Raw genomic sequence first — 15,208 nt, 5'->3', positions numbered from 1 at the left:
CAAGAAGCGGGTCCCGGGATTCGCACTCGACAAGGAAGAGAAATATGGCTTCGGTGACGCTCGAAAACGTGACGCGGATGTATGGTGCGATCACGGCCGTGGACCAGGTGAACCTGAAGATCAAGAGCGGGGAGTTCGTGACGCTGCTCGGACCCTCCGGTTGCGGCAAGACGACGACGCTGCGCATGGTGGCAGGGCTGGAAAAGAATACCGGCGGGCGCATCTCGATCGGCGACAATGTCGTTTCGGATGCGGACAAGGGTTATTTCGTGCCGTCGGAACGCCGCCGTCTCGGCATGGTCTTTCAGTCCTATGCGATCTGGCCGCATATGACGGTGTTCGACAATGTCGCCTATCCGTTGCGTATCCGCCGCAAGTCGGACAAGGAAATCCGCGATCGGGTGATGAACGCGTTACGTCTGGTCGAGATGGAGCAATATGCCGAGCGTCCGTCGCCGGCACTCTCGGGCGGTCAGCAGCAGCGTGTCGCGATTGCCCGCGCGCTGGTGTTCGAGCCGGAAGTGTTGCTGCTCGACGAGCCGCTCTCAAATCTCGATGCGCGGTTGCGCACCCAGATGGGCGACGAGTTCCGGGCGCTACAACAACGGCTGAAGATCACCGCGCTTTATGTCACCCACGACCAGTCGGAAGCCATGGCGCTTTCCGACCGCGTCGTCGTGATGCATGGCGGAAAGATCCTGCAGGTCGGCGCGTCTGAAGAGATCTATCGGCGACCGGAAAACCGGCAGGTCGCCGCGTTCTTCGGCACGCCCAACTTGCTGAATGCGAAGGTCAAGGATTGTCGCCCGAACGGTGGTCAGTATTACAAACTGGATGTCGAAGGGCAGGGCTGGTCCGGCGAATGTCATGCGGCGACCGAAATGCCGAGGGGCACGGATGTCACCGTCATGGTGCGCCCCGAGAACCTGCAGATTCGCGAAGCAGGCGCCATCGAGGAGGGGCTCTCCTGGTCGGGTGAAATCTCTCAGGCGATCTTCCGCGGCCCGCACCGCTCGATCATGGTCAAGACGCCTGCGCAGACGCTGCATGTGGAAACGCCGTCGCTTGCAGAGATCGGCATCGGCCGTCCGGTGACGGTCGCGGCACCCTCTGACGCCGCCTGGGCCGTCCGCAATTAACAACCTTGCCGATGTGTACACGTCCGAGGCTGATGTTTCTCGATTTCTTTCCGGATTGCAGGGAAGTTATGGCCTGCATCCATTTCTAATTGGCTGTCAGCCAATTTATGTATACATAGATGGTCTCGATATAATGCTCCGGGCTTCGTTTAATGTGGGCTCGGGAGTGCTGGCTCGATCGAGTGAGGAGGAGAAATGGCCAAGAATCTGACCCAGATCCTGAAGGAAAAGGGCAATACCGTCGAGATGCTGCGCAATTCGCGCATCGGCATGTACATCTATCCGGTCGTCGCCCCGGAGTTCTCGAACTGGCGCACCGAACAGGTCGCCTGGCGTGAATCGGCCGTTCTCTTCGACCAGTCGCACCACATGGACGAGTTGATCGTCGAGGGGCCGGATGCGGCAAAGTTCCTCGAAGGCCTGGCGATCAACAGCTTTGCGAATTTCGACACCAACCGCGCCAAGCACTACGTTCCGGTCACTCCGGCCGGTCATGTCATCGGCGACATGATCATCTTCCGCGAGACGGAGCAGAAATTCGTGCTCGTCGGCCGCGCGCCGACCGCCAACTGGCTGCGCTACAACGCTGCGCTCGGCAAGCACAACGTGAAGCTCACCCATGATCCACGCTCGCCCTCGCGCCCGGACGGGAAGCAGGTGACCCGTGTTCACTATCGCTTCCAGATCCAGGGGCCTGATGCGCCTAAAATCTTCGAAAAGATGAACGGCGGTCCGATCCCGGACATCAAGTTCTTCCATGTCGACTGGATCAATGTCGGCAACAAGAAAGTTCAGGCTTTGCGTCATGGCATGGCCGGCGCTCCCGGTCTCGAAATCTGGGGGCCTTATGCGGAGAAGGACGAGGTTCGCGACATCATCGCCAAGGCTGCGAAGGATGCGGGCGTCGATCTCTATCTCGTCGGGGCCCGCGCCTATTCGACCAATACGCTGGAATCAGGTTGGATTCCGTCACCTCTTCCGGCGATCTATACCGGCGAGGAACTCAAGGGCTATCGCGACTGGCTTACGGAAGACAGCTATGAGGCGACCGGCTCAATCGGCGGCAGCCTCGTCTCCGATAATATCGAGGACTATTACGTCAATCCTTATGAACTCGGCTACGGCATCTATATCAAGTTTGACCATGACTTCGTGGGCCGTGCCGCTCTCGAAGCGATGAAGGGCAAGCCGCAGCGCAAGAAGGTCACTTTCGAGTGGAATGCGGAAGACGTGATGAAGGTCATCGCGTCGAACTTTGTGCCCGGTGGCGAGGCCTACAAGTGGATCGACCTGCCGCAGCCGAACTATGCGTCCTCCAGCGCCGACAGGATCATGCACGGCAGCAAGGTCGTCGGCATGTCGATGTTCAACGGTTACAGCTACAATGAGCGTTGCATGCTGTCGCTCGGCGTCGTCGATCACGACGTCCAGGAAGGCGACGTTCTGACGCTGATCTGGGGTGAGCCGAATGGCGGCACCGACAAGACGTCGATCGAAAAGGGTCACAAGCAGGCCGAAATCCGCGTCCGCGTTTCACCGACGCCCTATGCCCGCGAAGCGCGCGAGAACTACGCCGAAAGCTGGCGCACCAAGCACGCCTGATTCCACTCCCAAGGCCAACGCGGAAACGGTGCCCAAGGGCGCCGTTTTTCGTTGAGTCATGTAGGCGGAAAAGAGAGGTTTTGCCTTTGCGAAGTGCAAATCTGCCCTCTCGTCATACCTGTGACAAGCACAGGGATGACGGTAGATTATGCTGTGCCGGCTCCCGGTCGCTCGCTCGGAATGTGCCTCACGTTCCTCACCCGGCATCACCCATTTTGCCGGGATTCATGATGCCCAGCGGGTCGAGGGCGGTCTTGATGCGCTTCATCACATCAACGGCCTTGCCGTGCTCCCGGCGCATGAATTTCAGTTTCGCCATGCCGATGCCGTGCTCGCCGCTTGCCGTGCCGCCGACGACCAGGGCGCGTTCCACAAGACGATCGGCCAGTTCCTCGGCCTCTCTCAGATGTTCGGGATTGTTTGGGTCAATCAGGTAGGCAGTGTGAAAGTTGCCGTCGCCGACATGGCCGATGATCTGGCCTTTCAGCGATGATGCGTCGATGTCGGCGCGCGCGGCGACGATGCTCTCCGCCAGCCGCGAGATCGGCACGCAGATGTCACCGGTATAGAGATCATAGCCCGGAATGATCGCTTTCGTGGCCCAGAAGAGATCGTGGCGGGCCTGCCACAGCTTTGCCCGTTCGTCCGCGTCGGTCGTCCAGCGGAAGCCGATCGCTCCATGGCTCCTGGTAATGTCCTCGGCGAGACGAGCTTGCTCCTCCACCCAGGCGGGCGTCCCGTGGAATTCGAAGAAGAGGGTAGGGGCGACCGGCAGGTCGAGCTTGGAATAACTGTTGACGCCAGCGATCGCCACCTCGTCCAGAAACTCGACGCGGGCAACCGGAATGCCGTATTGCACCGCTTCAATGACCGCTTCCACAGCTTCGGCAACCGTGGGAAAAGCGCAGATTGCTGAGGATACTGCCTCCGGGATGGGATGGAGGCGGACGGCAAGTTCGGTGATGACGCCGAGCGTGCCTTCCGCGCCGACGAAAAGATGCGTCAGATCGTAACCGGTCGATGATTTCCGTGCCCGCGAACCTGTCCGGATCGCGGTACCGTCCGGTGTCACCACTCTCAGGGCCAGCACGTTTTCCCGCATGGTGCCGTAACGCACTGCAGTCGTGCCGCTGCCGCGGGTCGAGGCCATGCCGCCGAGCGAGGCATCGGCGCCTGGATCAACAGAGAACATCAATCCGGTCTCGCGCAGTTCCACATTGAGTTGCTTGCGGGTGACGCCCGGCTGGACGACGGCGAGCAGGTCCTCCGGGCGGATTTCGAGGACCTTGTTCATCTCCCGGGTGTCGAGCGTGATGCCACCGCGAACCGGGATGGTATGGCCCTCCATGGACGAGCCCGCACCGAAGGGGACGACCGGTACGCCATGAGCGGCACAGGCCGAAATGATCGCCTGGACTTCCTCTTCGGTGCGCGGAAAGGCGACGGCATCGGGGAGATGAGGCTTCAGCCGCGACGTGTCGTGGCTGTGGTGGTCCCGGACCGAGACCGATGTTGCCAGCCGGTCACCGAGAACGGTCTTGAGCTCCGCAATCGCCTTGCCGGCCGGTATAGCGAGATCGTCCATATGTTCTGTTCCTCCCTGATGTCTGCAATGACGAAACAAGCGTCCCGATACTCTGATCCGGGATGCTGATAGATATATCCAATCCAGTCGACTGCCGACTTTCCGCAGCCGGACCACCTCCACCCTTCGACTGGTCTTGACCCGTCCAACCGGCGAATTCCGCTGCACGTGTATGCAAGAACCGGTTGGTCTTATTCTAAGCTGTTTGAGATTCGGGTGAAGAGCCCGTCAAAAGAATCTCAGGTCGCCTGATTTTTTTGTATGCAAATTGAAATGACAACTTGTCGTTTCTGCGTGGATGTGTTGAACTTCGCCTACTCGGGTAGACGATATTCAGGGCAGTGGGATTCGTCTTGGGAGACCGAGTTGGGAGGAAATCGGTGTATACACGGCTGTTCAAGACAGTTGCGTCTGCCTTTGACTCGGCGGGCTCGATTTCGACTGCGGAGGCGGAGAACGCCTCCGTCTCCGCAGGTCCTATGGAGCATCTTTCCCCAGCCGCTCTTCGGACGCCGGCAATAGCTCCCTGCCGCGATTTTTGCATTGGCTGACCGACGATGTTGCGGGTTCTGCCTGCAATGCAGGTCTAGCAAAGACGTTCGGCCGGACGGGGAGGGAGCTTCGCCGGCCTTTCATTCAACGGGAGGAGAAAAGCATGAAACTGAAGGCATTGTTCGCTTCGGCCTGCCTTATGGTAGTGGGCGCATCGGCTCAGGCGGCCGAGGTGGAGTTGACCTTGTCGCACTGGGTTCCCGCGACCCATATGCTGCAGGCGGGTGGCATGGAGCCCTGGGCGAAATCGATCAACGAGGCGTCCGGCGGGCGCATCAACATCACAATTTATCCGGCCTCGCAGCTGGGCGCGGCGCCTGATCACTACGACATGGCGCGCGATGGTATCGTCGATATCGGTTTCATCAATCCAGGTTATCAGCCGGGCCGTTTCCCGATACTCGCAGCAGGCGAGATTCCGTTCCTGATTTCCGATGCCAAGAGTGGTTCGCGGGCGCTCGATGAGTGGTACCGCCAGTATTCGGCCAAGGAGATGAGCGACGTCTATGTCTGCATGGTGCATGTCCATGATCCGGGCACGCTGCACGGCACCAAGGGACCGATCCAGGTCCCGGCTGATCTCAAGGGCAAGAACATCCGGCCGGCGCATGCGACCATGGCGCGGCTGGTGAGTTCGCTTGGTGCGGCCTCAGTGCAGGTGCCGGCCGGCGAGATGCGCGAGCTGATCTCAAAGGGGGCGGCCGACATGACCGCATCTCCCTGGAATTCGATCTACACATTCGGCCTTCAGGACGTAACGAAGCATCATCTCGACATGCCCTTTTACGTTACGACCTTCGCCTTCGTCATGAACAAGGCCAAGATCGATGGTCTGGAGCCGCAGGATCGCAAGGTGATCGACGATCATTGCACATCCGAATGGGCGGAAAAAATGGCGAGCAAGTGGGCGGATGCCGAAGCCGCGGGCCGCCAGAAGATGATCGATGCCGGTGGGCATACCTTCTACAAACCAACACCCGATGAGGTGAACCTGTGGAAACAGGCGACGGCATCCCTGGAGGGTGAATGGGCGGCGGCTGCCACCAAGGCCGGTATCGATGCCAAATCAGCCTGGGCAAGTTTGGCAGAGACGCTGAAGAAATATGACGCCAACGTAAAATGATCGGCAGCCTGATCGATGGGCAGGCGCCTAGCCTTCGCCTGCCTTCCTATCATCCCGAGATCGAGTTACGCCATGCACCGATATCTCGAACGCTTCAGCGACGCTGTCGATGTGATCGCGGGCCTGTTGTTGGGCCTCTGCACGCTTCTGATCGTCGTCTCGACGGTCGGCCGTTACGTCTTCTCCTGGGCGATCCCGGATTCCTTCGACCTCTCCCGCTACCTGATCGGCGCCTGCATGATGTGGGGTTTCGCATCGCTCGGTTATCGCGGCGGCCATATCGCGGTGGATCTGCTCTACGAGCCCTTGGGGCCATGGGGCCGACGCGTTCTCGATTTCATCGCCTGGGCACTGCTGCTCGCCTTCACGGCAATGCTCGCGTACATGATGTTCTTTCGCCTGACAGGCGCATATCGCAGCAACGAAGCGACATTCGACTTGCGCATTCCCGTCTGGCCTCTCGTCGGCCTGATCTGGTTCGGTTGTGCCTCGGCCGTCGTTACTACAGCTGTGGCACCCTTCGTGTGTGGCAAGCACGAAGAAACCAATCCGCTTGAAGGCCATGGCGTATGAACACCGCTGATCTCGTTGCCATCGGCGGCTTCGTCGCCATGTTTGTGCTCATGGGCCTGCGTGTGCCGCTCGGTGTCGCCATGGGCCTTGTCGGGGTTTTTGGTTTTGCCGCTATGCGCGGCATTACGCCGGCCCTTAACCTTTTGACCACGTCGCCGATTCGCGTCATCACCGATTTCAACCTGACTCTGGTGCCGTTCTTCATCCTCATGGGGGTGTTTGCGACCAATTCCGGGATGTCGCGGGAATTATTCCGAACCGGCAATGCCTGGCTCGGGCAATTTCGCGGCGGGCTGGCGCTGTCCACGATTGCTGCCTGCGCCGGATTTGCGGCGATCTGCGGCAGTTCGATTGCGACAGCGGCGACCATGAGCCGCATCGCATTGCCCGAGATGCGCAAGGCCGGTTACGCCGACGCGACCTCGACCGGCGTTATTGCGGCAGGCGGCACGCTGGGGATCCTGATCCCGCCCTCCGTCATGATGGTGGTCTACGCCTTCCTGACCGAGACCGATGTCGGGCAGCTCCTGATGGCGGGCGTGGTTCCTGGTATTCTTGCGACGCTGATGTATATGGCGACCGTGCTGATTGCCCACGGCAAGCACCTGCCGTCCGGCAAGACATTCGATTTCAAGGAAGCGATCACCTCGCTTCGCGATGTCTGGGCGGTGTTGCTTCTGTTCATTGCCGTGATAGGGGTCATCTATCTCGGGATTGCGACGGCGACCGAAGCTGCTGCAGTCGGCGCGCTGCTCACCATGGTCATCGGCATTCTGCGCGGCCGGCTGAACACCAAGCTCATCATGTCAAGCCTCGTGGAATCGCTCCGAACCTCGGTCTCGCTGTTCAGCGTACTGATCGGCGCGATCCTGTTCGGCTATTTCCTGGCGATCACCCAATCGCCGCAGAAGCTGACGGCGTTCCTGGTTGGTCTGGACTTCGGTCCCTACGGCACGCTCGCCCTCATTCTCGTTATCTTCCTGGTGGCCGGCGCGTTGATGGATGAGATGGCAATGATCATCCTTCTGGTGCCGATCGTGTTTCCGGTCGTCATCCACCTCGGCTTCGATCCGATCTGGTTCGGTGTCATCATTGTCGTTGCCTGCGAGCTCGGCATGATCATGCCGCCGGTGGGCATCAACGTCTTCGTCATCAATTCCATCGCCAAAGACGTCAAGATAACGACGATCTACGGGGGCGTGATGCCCTTTATCCTGACAGATATCATCCGGCTGATCCTGCTCGTCGCATTCCCGATAATTGCGCTCTGGCTGCCGATGACGATGAGATAGGAGGGGTCATGAGGGCTCCCGCACTTCTACCGTTTTGCGAAATCCGCGCCGAACTCGGTCCGCCGATCGAAAAGGGAGGTGGCCCGGGCGGCTGCTGGCGGATCATTCCGATCATCGGCGGCACCGTGGAGGGGGAGCGCTTCTCGGGGCGCATCCTCAATCTCGGCGCGGATTGGCAGAGCATCTATGATGCCGGCTATGCAGAGCTCGATACGCGTTACGTTATCGAGACCCATGACGGCGCGATGATCGACATCCGCAACTTCGGCTTCCGGCATGGTCCGCCGGAGGTTCTCGCAAGGCTTGCTGCGGGGGAGGCGGTCGATCCGGCGCTCTACTACATGCGCACCAATCCGCGTTTCCAGACGGGCGATCCACGTTACCGGTGGCTCAGCCATACCATGTTTATCGGCACAGGTGAACGCATGGCGAATTCCGTTCGGGTATCAGTTTTCGAAGTGCTCTGATCTACGATCCACCAGAGTGCGGAGAGAAAAAGGCCGCCGGGTTTTCACCCGGCGGCCTTTTATCGTGGCGATCAGACGGATGACGTTCAGGCCATGTGGATCGTCTTGACCTCGAAATAGTTTTCAAGCCCTTCAGGACCGCCTTCGCGGCCGATGCCGGACTGCTTGAAGCCGCCGAATGGATGGTGGATGTCGACAATCATGCCGTTGACCGTCACGCTACCAGTGCGCATGCGGCGCGCAAATGCGTAACCCCGTTCCGGATCGGAGGTGAAGACCGCGCCGGAAAGGCCGTACATGGTATCGTTGGCGATCTTCGCCGCTTCGTCCTCATCCTTGTAGCTGATGATCGACACGACCGGCCCGAAGATTTCCTCCTGGGCGATCTTCATATCCATCGTCACGTCGGTAAAGACCGTCGGCTCGATGAAGTAGCCCTTGCCAAGGCCTGCCGGACGGCCGCCGCCGCAGGCGATCTTGGCACCACCTTCCCGACCTGCGGCGATATAGCCTTCGACTCGTGCAAGCTGCCGGGCCATCGTGAGCGGTCCCATTTGCGTCGTCGGATCGGCCGGATCGCCGACCTTGATGTTCTTCACCGCGCCGACGAACATGTCAGTGAATTCCTGCTTGCGAGATTCCGGCACCAGGATGCGGGTGAGCGAGAAGCAGACCTGGCCGGTGATCGGCATGGAATAGACCATCAGGCTCGGCAAGGCCTTCCCGAAATCGGCGTCATCGAGAAGCACTGCCGCAGACTTGCCGCCGAGTTCCAGGCTGTAGCGGGCGAGGCGTTCGGAGCAGGCCGAGGCGATCGCCCGGCCGGCGATCGTCGAGCCGGTGAAGGAGACCTTGTCGATGCCCTTGTGGCGGACGAGATAATCCCCGCCTTCGCGGCCGGCCGGCACGAGGTTGAAGACGCCTTTCGGCAATCCCGCCTGTTCGATGCATTCGGCAAGGATATAGGCTTCCAGCGGCGTTTCCGGCGAGGGCTTGGCAACCACCGTGCAGCCCGCGGCAAGAGCGGCGGAGACCTTGTAGTTCAGCAGAACCATCGGTGCGTTCCATGGCGTAATCGCCGCGCAGACGCCGACCGGCTCGCGGACGACGCGGACTTCGCCGCCGTCGGCCCGCTTTCGATGGCTGACGAAATCGTCCTTTTCGATCAGGTCCGCATAGTAGGTGAAGAGACCTGGATTCTGGCCGACGAGCTTCTTCGTCAGGAAGATGGGCGCCCCGACTTGGGTCGTCCATGCGTTGGCAATGTCATCAAGGCGAGCTGTCAGCAGTTCGGCCACCTTGCGCAAGTAGCCTGCGCGCTCCTTGAAGCTCATGCGTGGCCAGGGTCCGTTGTCGAAAGCGTCGCGGGCGGCGGTGACGGCCTTGTCGATATCGGCATTGCTCGCTTCCGGATAACTGAGCAGCAGTTCCTCGGTCACCGGCGAGATGACGTCGAGCTTTCCGGTTCCGGACGGGGTCACCCATTCGCCGTTGATGAAGAATTTCTCGGGCGTCTTCAGTATCGTCTCGTTTCTGACAGCGACATTCATTTCAGTCTCCTCCTCTGATAGAATGACTTCCAAAAGACGCGGTCCTTTCATGCTGAGAAGGTACCGCAGGCACGATGCCAGTTCTTCTACCTTTTCGCAGCGCACCGCCTTGCAGCCCTGCGCTTCCGCGATCTTCACAAAATCCATGTGGCCGATGTCGACGCCGTCGATGCGGCCTGAACCGCTCCTTTCGGCGATCGCCTTCAGCACCTTGTAACCGCCGTTGTTCAGGATGACGATCAACAGGTTCGCATCGTATTCCACGGCAGACCAGATCGATTGGATGGAATAGAGGCTCGACCCATCGCCTATGACGGCGATCACCGGCTGTTCCGGCTTCGTCAAGGCGGCGCCGACAGAGCCGGGCAGGGCGTAACCGAGGCCACCGCTCGCCGTGGCAAAGAAGCCGCCCGGCCGTTCGATCGGAAAGAAATCGTGCAGCGCGTCGCGGCCGCCCGGCGCTTCTTCGAAGACGATGCTGTCCGGCGAGCGGACGTCGGCGAGCGTCTGATAGAAGAATTCCTGCCCGATGCCCTTCGGTGCTTTGAGCCGCGGAATGATGCGGGCGGGACCATCGGTACGCTGCGGCCGGCAGCGCAGGCGATAAACGAGGCCTTCGGTTGCTGCGCGCAGATTGGAGATCATCGCATTGCCGGCGATCGCGCTTGCAGCCTGCGCCGGGTCATCGGTGATGAGCCGGAGTTCCGCGCCTTCCGGGATATCGGGACCGGATCCGGCGAAGTGATAGGTGAAGGCGGGCGCGCCGAGGACCAGTACGAGGTCCGTATCGCCGAGGCATTGCGACAGCTTCGGCTGAAAAGCCGGCAAGAAACCCGCGAAGAGCGGATGCCGCTCCGGAAAGCTGCAGCGCGAGGAAAGCGGGCTCACCCAGACCCTTGCCTGCAGGATTTCCGCCAGCCGTACAGTCGAATCCCAGGCATTGTCGATGTCGACCCCGGGGCCGACGACGAGCACGGGTTCCGTCGCATCATTGAGTTCGCGGGCAAGCGCATCCAGCGCTGCGGCAGGGGCGCTGATCATCGTCTCGACATCACGGATGGCGATCGGTTTTGCCTCTGCCTGCCAATCGCTCAAGGGAACGGAGACCATGACGGGGCCGCGCGGTGCCTGCATCGCCATGTAATAGGCCCGCGCAATCGCCGCCGGCACGTCCTCGGCCCGGCCCGGCTCGCAGGCCCATTTCATGTAAGGTTTCGGGAACTCCGTCGGGCTCTCGGCAAAGAGGAACGGATCGTGCGGCAGGAGCTCACGGCTTTGCTGGCCTGTCGTGATGATCAGCGGCGCACGGTTGCGGTAGGCCGTATAGATGTTTCCGAGCGCATGGCCGAGACCGGCGGCGGAATGCAGGTTGACGAAGGCGGGCTTGCGGCTCACCTGCGCGTAGGCATCCGCCATGGCGACGACGATCGATTCCTGCAGGCCGAGCACATAGGAGAAGTCTTCCGGGATGTTCATGAACATCGGCAGTTCGGTCGAGCCGGGATTGCCGAAAATCCGGTCAATGCCTTTTTGCCTGAGAAAATCAAAGACCGCTTCGCTGACCGTCTGGCCGCGCAATTTCGTGCTGCCGGATAGAAAATCCCGCGTCATCCTGTTCATGCAGAGCCTCCTCCCGGCCCGCGAGCCCATAGCCCGCGCGTGCACTATATCCTTATCAGTGTCGCAGATAGCGCCCTGTCTTGGAATTGAAGAATATCCAAGAATCCATTACACCAAGGCATGACTTTGGATGTGCGTTCTGCCCAGATCATGCTGGAATGTGCCCGACGCGGGAGCCTGGGCGCGGCCGCGACTGCATTGAACATGACGCAGCCGGCCATCACCCGCATGCTGAAGCGTCTTGAGGACGGTTATGGTGTACCGCTGTTCGAGCGGACGACCCGCGGCGTGGTGCCTACCGTATTCGGAGATGCGCTGCTGCCTTATGCCAAGCTGGTCGTGTCGGAGATTGGCAATGCCTCCGATGTCATACAGCAGATGCAGGGAGCCAGCCGCGGCGTCGTGCGGATCGGCGGCGTGGCGAGCGTCGTCAGCGGGTTCATCATCACCGTCATCCGCGAGATGCGCAAACAGCATCCCGAAGTGCAATATCAGATCATCGAGGATCTCGAAGACCGGGTGCTGGAGGCGCTGAAGGGGGGGACGGTCGACATCGCGATTTCACCCGAACCCTACCTCGACGACGATATCGTCATCGCCACGCCGGACATCCTGCACGATACGGTGTCTGTCTTCGCGCGTTGCGACCACCCCATCGTCAGGCGGGACCATGTGACGCTTGCAGAGGCGGCGGATTTCGACTGGGCCTTGCCCCCGCCGGGTACTCCGACGGTGCGGGAATGGCAGCGCCGATTCCACGACAACGCGCTGGAACCGAATGCCCCATCGATCATCTCGCGCTCCGTGCCGGTGCTGAAGGCGGCGGTTTTATCGGAGTCGCTGTTCTGCTGGATGCCGTTGCCGCTGGTGCGCGAGGAGGTTGAACGGGGCGAGATGGCGCGCGTCAACGTGCCCGAGCTCGACTGGCAGCGGACATTCCGAGTCTACCGCCGCAAGAAGGGTCTGATGACGCCGCCGACTGCCAATCTTCTGCAGGCCATCCGCCGCATCAGCGAGACGTGGAGAGGGCAGGTGGCCTGAGCGGCCGCTCGGATAACCGCGGCGGCGGGTCAGCGATCTTTCGATCGTGCCGAAAGGAAGACCTGCGGCTCGTAGGAAAAATCCTTGTCGAAAGGATAGATCGGCCGCTTTCTGCGGGCGCACTCCAGCCGTTCGACGAACTGGTCGACAACACCGGGCGACAGAGCCATGAGGTTCGGGTTGGCGATAGGCGCCAGTTCCGGCGAGAGATAACCCGATTTCACGACGATGATCTTCGCTTTGTGCGGATCGAGGCCGAGCCGGGTGAAATCCAGGATATTGTGATAGGGCCGGCGCTTGGCCGAGAGCACGAGTTCGACGTCATCGATGACGACAACGGCCTGGCGGTCGGCGAGGTCTGCCGTCTCGTGGAGGAACTTGACCTTTACCTTGGCTTCGATCGGTTTGCTGTTGATCGCATCGAGCGAAGCCCCGATCGAGAGTTCCAGTTCGGTACCAACACCCGCTGCATAGCAGGCATCGGTTGCAGGCTTGTCGGCGATGCCGGCGAAGACGACGCCGGTGGCACCTCTGGCGATCAGTCGGGCCAGCACCTCGGCGCGGTCGCCAACGCCGCCGCCGGTCGGGTTGTCGCCGGACTCGGCGAGCACGACCGGGGCTGTCTTCGAGGCGATTGCCTTGTCGACGCATTCCTCGATCGAACCTGTCTCGCAGCCGAATACAAATTGTTCACGCGCATCCCAATAGGCCTTTGCGACGCGTTTGGCTTCCCGTTCCAGCACGGCGCGATCGGTGCCGGTCATGATCGCCGCGGCGGTGGCGCGCGGTTCGTCGGCCCAGACATAACCCACCATCAGCGAGGCGTCCCAGACGCCTTCAATGGCGTCGATTTCCGGCATCAAGGCGTAGAGGCTCTTCGCCGGCTCGTCGACCGTCGATGTACGCTCTCCGGGCAGTACGACCGGAATGGGTGCCCAGAGAAGCGTCGGCTTCACTCCGGTCGTCAGGCTTTTGACCAGCATCGTCACCGCGCGGCGCATGGTTTCCTCGACATCGATATGCGGCGCGGTGCGATAGGTGGAATACATGTCGAGCGCGTCGATGATCCGCTGGGTGACGTTGCCGTGCAGGTCGTAGCTCGCCGAGACCGTGCAGTCCGGGCCGACCAGATCGCGGGCGGCGGTGATCCAGTCACCCTCGGCATCTTCCATGCCCTCGACATACATCGCGCCGTGCATGGCGAGGTAGAGGCCGTCAAGCGGCAAGAGCGGCTTCAGGCGCTCCAGGAATTCCGACTTGAACTTTTCGTAGGTTCCGCGGGCGACCGGGCCGCCGGCAATCGCACGGGCATGGATAGTCGGCAGGAATTCGGCGTCATAATCCTTGAGGAAGGCGAAATAGGGCGCCGCCGTCAGTTCTCCGCCGCGCACGACGCGAAAATCCTTCTCCTTGTTCAGAACCGGATTGTAGGTGCTGCATTCGATATGGATGCCGCCGACAGCGATGCGCAAGGGCCTGGGCATGGAGGGAAACCTCAGTTGGAGTTGGGGCCGATCAGGAAATTATGGGCTGCGATGCTCGCAGCACCCTGTGCCCAGACGTCGCCATCGACGCGCTTGATGCGGATGGGCGTCTGGCCGGCGTAGCGGGGCAGCACGTTGGTTTCGACCGCCTGGTTGACCACCGTGCCAAACAGGCCGTCGAACGAGCCTTCGACATGGGTGATCAGGATGAGGCCGGGATCGTTTATCTGGATGAGGTTGGCGATTGCAAGCCCCAGTGCCGAGCCGGCACGATGCAGGATGCGGATCGCTGCCGCGTTGCCGGTCGATGCCTCATTCTCGATATCGGAGAGCGATGTGCATTCGAGCCCCTCGGCGCGCGACATTTCCTTGATCGCCTTCATGGACGCGACGGTATCGAGGCAACCGCGCTTGCCGCAGCGGCAGGGCACGCCGCCGGGCTCGATGGTGCAGTGAGCGATTTCGCCGGCGCCGCCGTGATTGCCACGATAGAGCTTGCCGTCGATAAAGTGGGCGCAGCCGATGCCGTCGCCCAACGAGACGACGCTGAAATTCTGTATCTCTCGGGCGCTGCCGAACAGTTTTTCGCTGACGGCAACGGCCTTCGCGTCATTCTCGATGAAGGTCTCGACGCCGGATCGCTCGCGGATGATCCTGGCCAGCGGCACGTCTTGCCAGTTGAGCAGCGTGGACTGCACGCAATTCGCCTGAGTCTCGTCGACGAAGCCGGAAAGCGCCATGCCGATGCCGGAGAGTTTTTCTACGGCCTCCGGATGGGATTCGAGAAGTCTTGGCAGGCCTTCGGTGATCGCTTCGGCGATGACCTTCGGATCGCGCGACAGAGGTATCGCCTGCCTTGCAATGATCCTGCCGTTCAGATCGCTCAGGATCATCGGCGCGGGATCTTCGAGCAACGATATGCCGACGAAGAAGGCGCATTCCGGATGCAGATCGAGCAGGATCGACGGCCGGCCCTGGCCGTAGACCGTCTCCGTCTCATGGAGCACTCCGAGATCGATGAGGTCGCGGGCGATGCCGCTCATTGCCGCTTTGCTCAAGCCCAGCATGCTTGCCATCTCGGTGCGACTGAGCGGACCGGCTTCACTGATGACGCGCAGCAACTGGCGCTGGGATGAGGTGAGCATGGCGTTCAAGGGACTGTAGGTTCTCGGTGATAGTG

11 protein-coding genes are annotated in these 15,208 nt (G+C 60.9%); 7 read left to right on the top strand and 4 right to left on the bottom strand.

Annotated elements, in window-relative coordinates:
- Positions 1-44: 44 nt before the first annotated feature.
- On the top strand, positions 45-1,139 hold the full coding sequence (locus tag QEO92_RS11590; protein ID WP_037147662.1) for an ABC transporter ATP-binding protein: 1,095 nt from the start codon (positions 45-47) through the stop codon (positions 1,137-1,139).
- Positions 1,140-1,334: 195 nt separating this feature from the next.
- Positions 1,335-2,741, top strand: a complete 1,407-nt coding sequence (ligM, locus tag QEO92_RS11585; protein ID WP_037147659.1) for a vanillate/3-O-methylgallate O-demethylase — start codon at positions 1,335-1,337, stop codon at positions 2,739-2,741.
- Positions 2,742-2,937: 196 nt separating this feature from the next.
- Here ligM and QEO92_RS11580 read toward each other — a convergent pair whose 3' ends face one another.
- On the bottom strand, positions 2,938-4,326 hold the full coding sequence (locus QEO92_RS11580) for an FAD-binding oxidoreductase (protein ID WP_227703104.1): 1,389 nt from the start codon (positions 4,324-4,326) through the stop codon (positions 2,938-2,940).
- A gap of 655 nt (positions 4,327-4,981) precedes the next feature.
- On the opposite strand from QEO92_RS11580, the gene QEO92_RS11575 reads away from it, so the two are divergent.
- From QEO92_RS11575 to QEO92_RS11560, 4 genes are all read left to right on the top strand, one after another.
- The gene (locus QEO92_RS11575) at positions 4,982-6,001 is read left to right on the top strand and encodes a TRAP transporter substrate-binding protein (protein WP_037147657.1); all 1,020 of its coding nucleotides are present in this window, start codon (positions 4,982-4,984) and stop codon (positions 5,999-6,001) included.
- 72 nt (positions 6,002-6,073) lie between these two features.
- Positions 6,074-6,574, top strand: coding sequence for a TRAP transporter small permease (locus QEO92_RS11570; RefSeq protein WP_037147655.1), 501 nt, complete (start codon positions 6,074-6,076; stop codon positions 6,572-6,574).
- On the top strand, positions 6,571-7,866 hold the full coding sequence (locus QEO92_RS11565) for a TRAP transporter large permease (RefSeq protein ID WP_037147652.1): 1,296 nt from the start codon (positions 6,571-6,573) through the stop codon (positions 7,864-7,866). Before QEO92_RS11570 ends, QEO92_RS11565 begins: the two co-directional genes overlap by 4 nt.
- A gap of 8 nt (positions 7,867-7,874) precedes the next feature.
- Positions 7,875-8,333, top strand: coding sequence for a DUF3237 domain-containing protein (locus QEO92_RS11560; RefSeq protein WP_227703103.1), 459 nt, complete (start codon positions 7,875-7,877; stop codon positions 8,331-8,333).
- Between the two features lie 86 nt (positions 8,334-8,419).
- Here the strand turns inward: QEO92_RS11560 and mdlC are convergent, their stop codons facing one another.
- Complete coding sequence (gene mdlC / locus QEO92_RS11555; protein WP_280107514.1) at positions 8,420-11,503, bottom strand: benzoylformate decarboxylase; 3,084 nt, start codon at positions 11,501-11,503, stop codon at positions 8,420-8,422.
- A 120-nt stretch (positions 11,504-11,623) separates the two neighbouring features.
- Between mdlC and QEO92_RS11550 the strand changes: the two genes are divergently transcribed.
- On the top strand, positions 11,624-12,544 hold the full coding sequence (locus QEO92_RS11550; RefSeq protein WP_037147648.1) for a LysR family transcriptional regulator: 921 nt from the start codon (positions 11,624-11,626) through the stop codon (positions 12,542-12,544).
- A 29-nt stretch (positions 12,545-12,573) separates the two neighbouring features.
- Here QEO92_RS11550 and QEO92_RS11545 read toward each other — a convergent pair whose 3' ends face one another.
- Positions 12,574-14,016: a M81 family metallopeptidase gene (locus QEO92_RS11545; protein WP_037148551.1), complete on the bottom strand. Its 1,443-nt coding sequence runs from the start codon at positions 14,014-14,016 to the stop codon at positions 12,574-12,576.
- Positions 14,017-14,039: 23 nt separating this feature from the next.
- Positions 14,040-15,173 carry an ROK family transcriptional regulator gene (locus QEO92_RS11540; protein WP_227703102.1) on the bottom strand — a complete coding sequence of 378 codons (1,134 nt, stop codon included), beginning with the start codon at positions 15,171-15,173 and terminating at the stop codon, positions 14,040-14,042.
- Positions 15,174-15,208 lie beyond the last annotated feature (35 nt).

It is taken from the genome of Neorhizobium petrolearium (assembly GCF_029854435.1).
Lineage (GTDB): Bacteria > Pseudomonadota > Alphaproteobacteria > Rhizobiales > Rhizobiaceae > Neorhizobium > Neorhizobium petrolearium.
The sequence above is the reverse complement of the archived record's forward strand: the minus strand, read 5'-3'. Positions and strand labels throughout refer to the sequence as shown.

Coding starts and splice junctions, on each gene's coding strand:
- QEO92_RS11570 (WP_037147655.1), top strand. CDS start 6,074: ATGCACCGATATCTCGAACGCTTCAGCGACGCTGTCGATGTGATCGCG.
- QEO92_RS11590 (WP_037147662.1), top strand. CDS start 45: ATGGCTTCGGTGACGCTCGAAAACGTGACGCGGATGTATGGTGCGATC.
- QEO92_RS11540 (WP_227703102.1), bottom strand. CDS start 15,173: ATGCTCACCTCATCCCAGCGCCAGTTGCTGCGCGTCATCAGTGAAGCC.
- mdlC (WP_280107514.1), bottom strand. CDS start 11,503: ATGAACAGGATGACGCGGGATTTTCTATCCGGCAGCACGAAATTGCGC.
- QEO92_RS11580 (WP_227703104.1), bottom strand. CDS start 4,326: ATGGACGATCTCGCTATACCGGCCGGCAAGGCGATTGCGGAGCTCAAG.
- QEO92_RS11550 (WP_037147648.1), top strand. CDS start 11,624: ATGACTTTGGATGTGCGTTCTGCCCAGATCATGCTGGAATGTGCCCGA.
- QEO92_RS11575 (WP_037147657.1), top strand. CDS start 4,982: ATGAAACTGAAGGCATTGTTCGCTTCGGCCTGCCTTATGGTAGTGGGC.
- ligM (WP_037147659.1), top strand. CDS start 1,335: ATGGCCAAGAATCTGACCCAGATCCTGAAGGAAAAGGGCAATACCGTC.
- QEO92_RS11565 (WP_037147652.1), top strand. CDS start 6,571: ATGAACACCGCTGATCTCGTTGCCATCGGCGGCTTCGTCGCCATGTTT.
- QEO92_RS11560 (WP_227703103.1), top strand. CDS start 7,875: ATGAGGGCTCCCGCACTTCTACCGTTTTGCGAAATCCGCGCCGAACTC.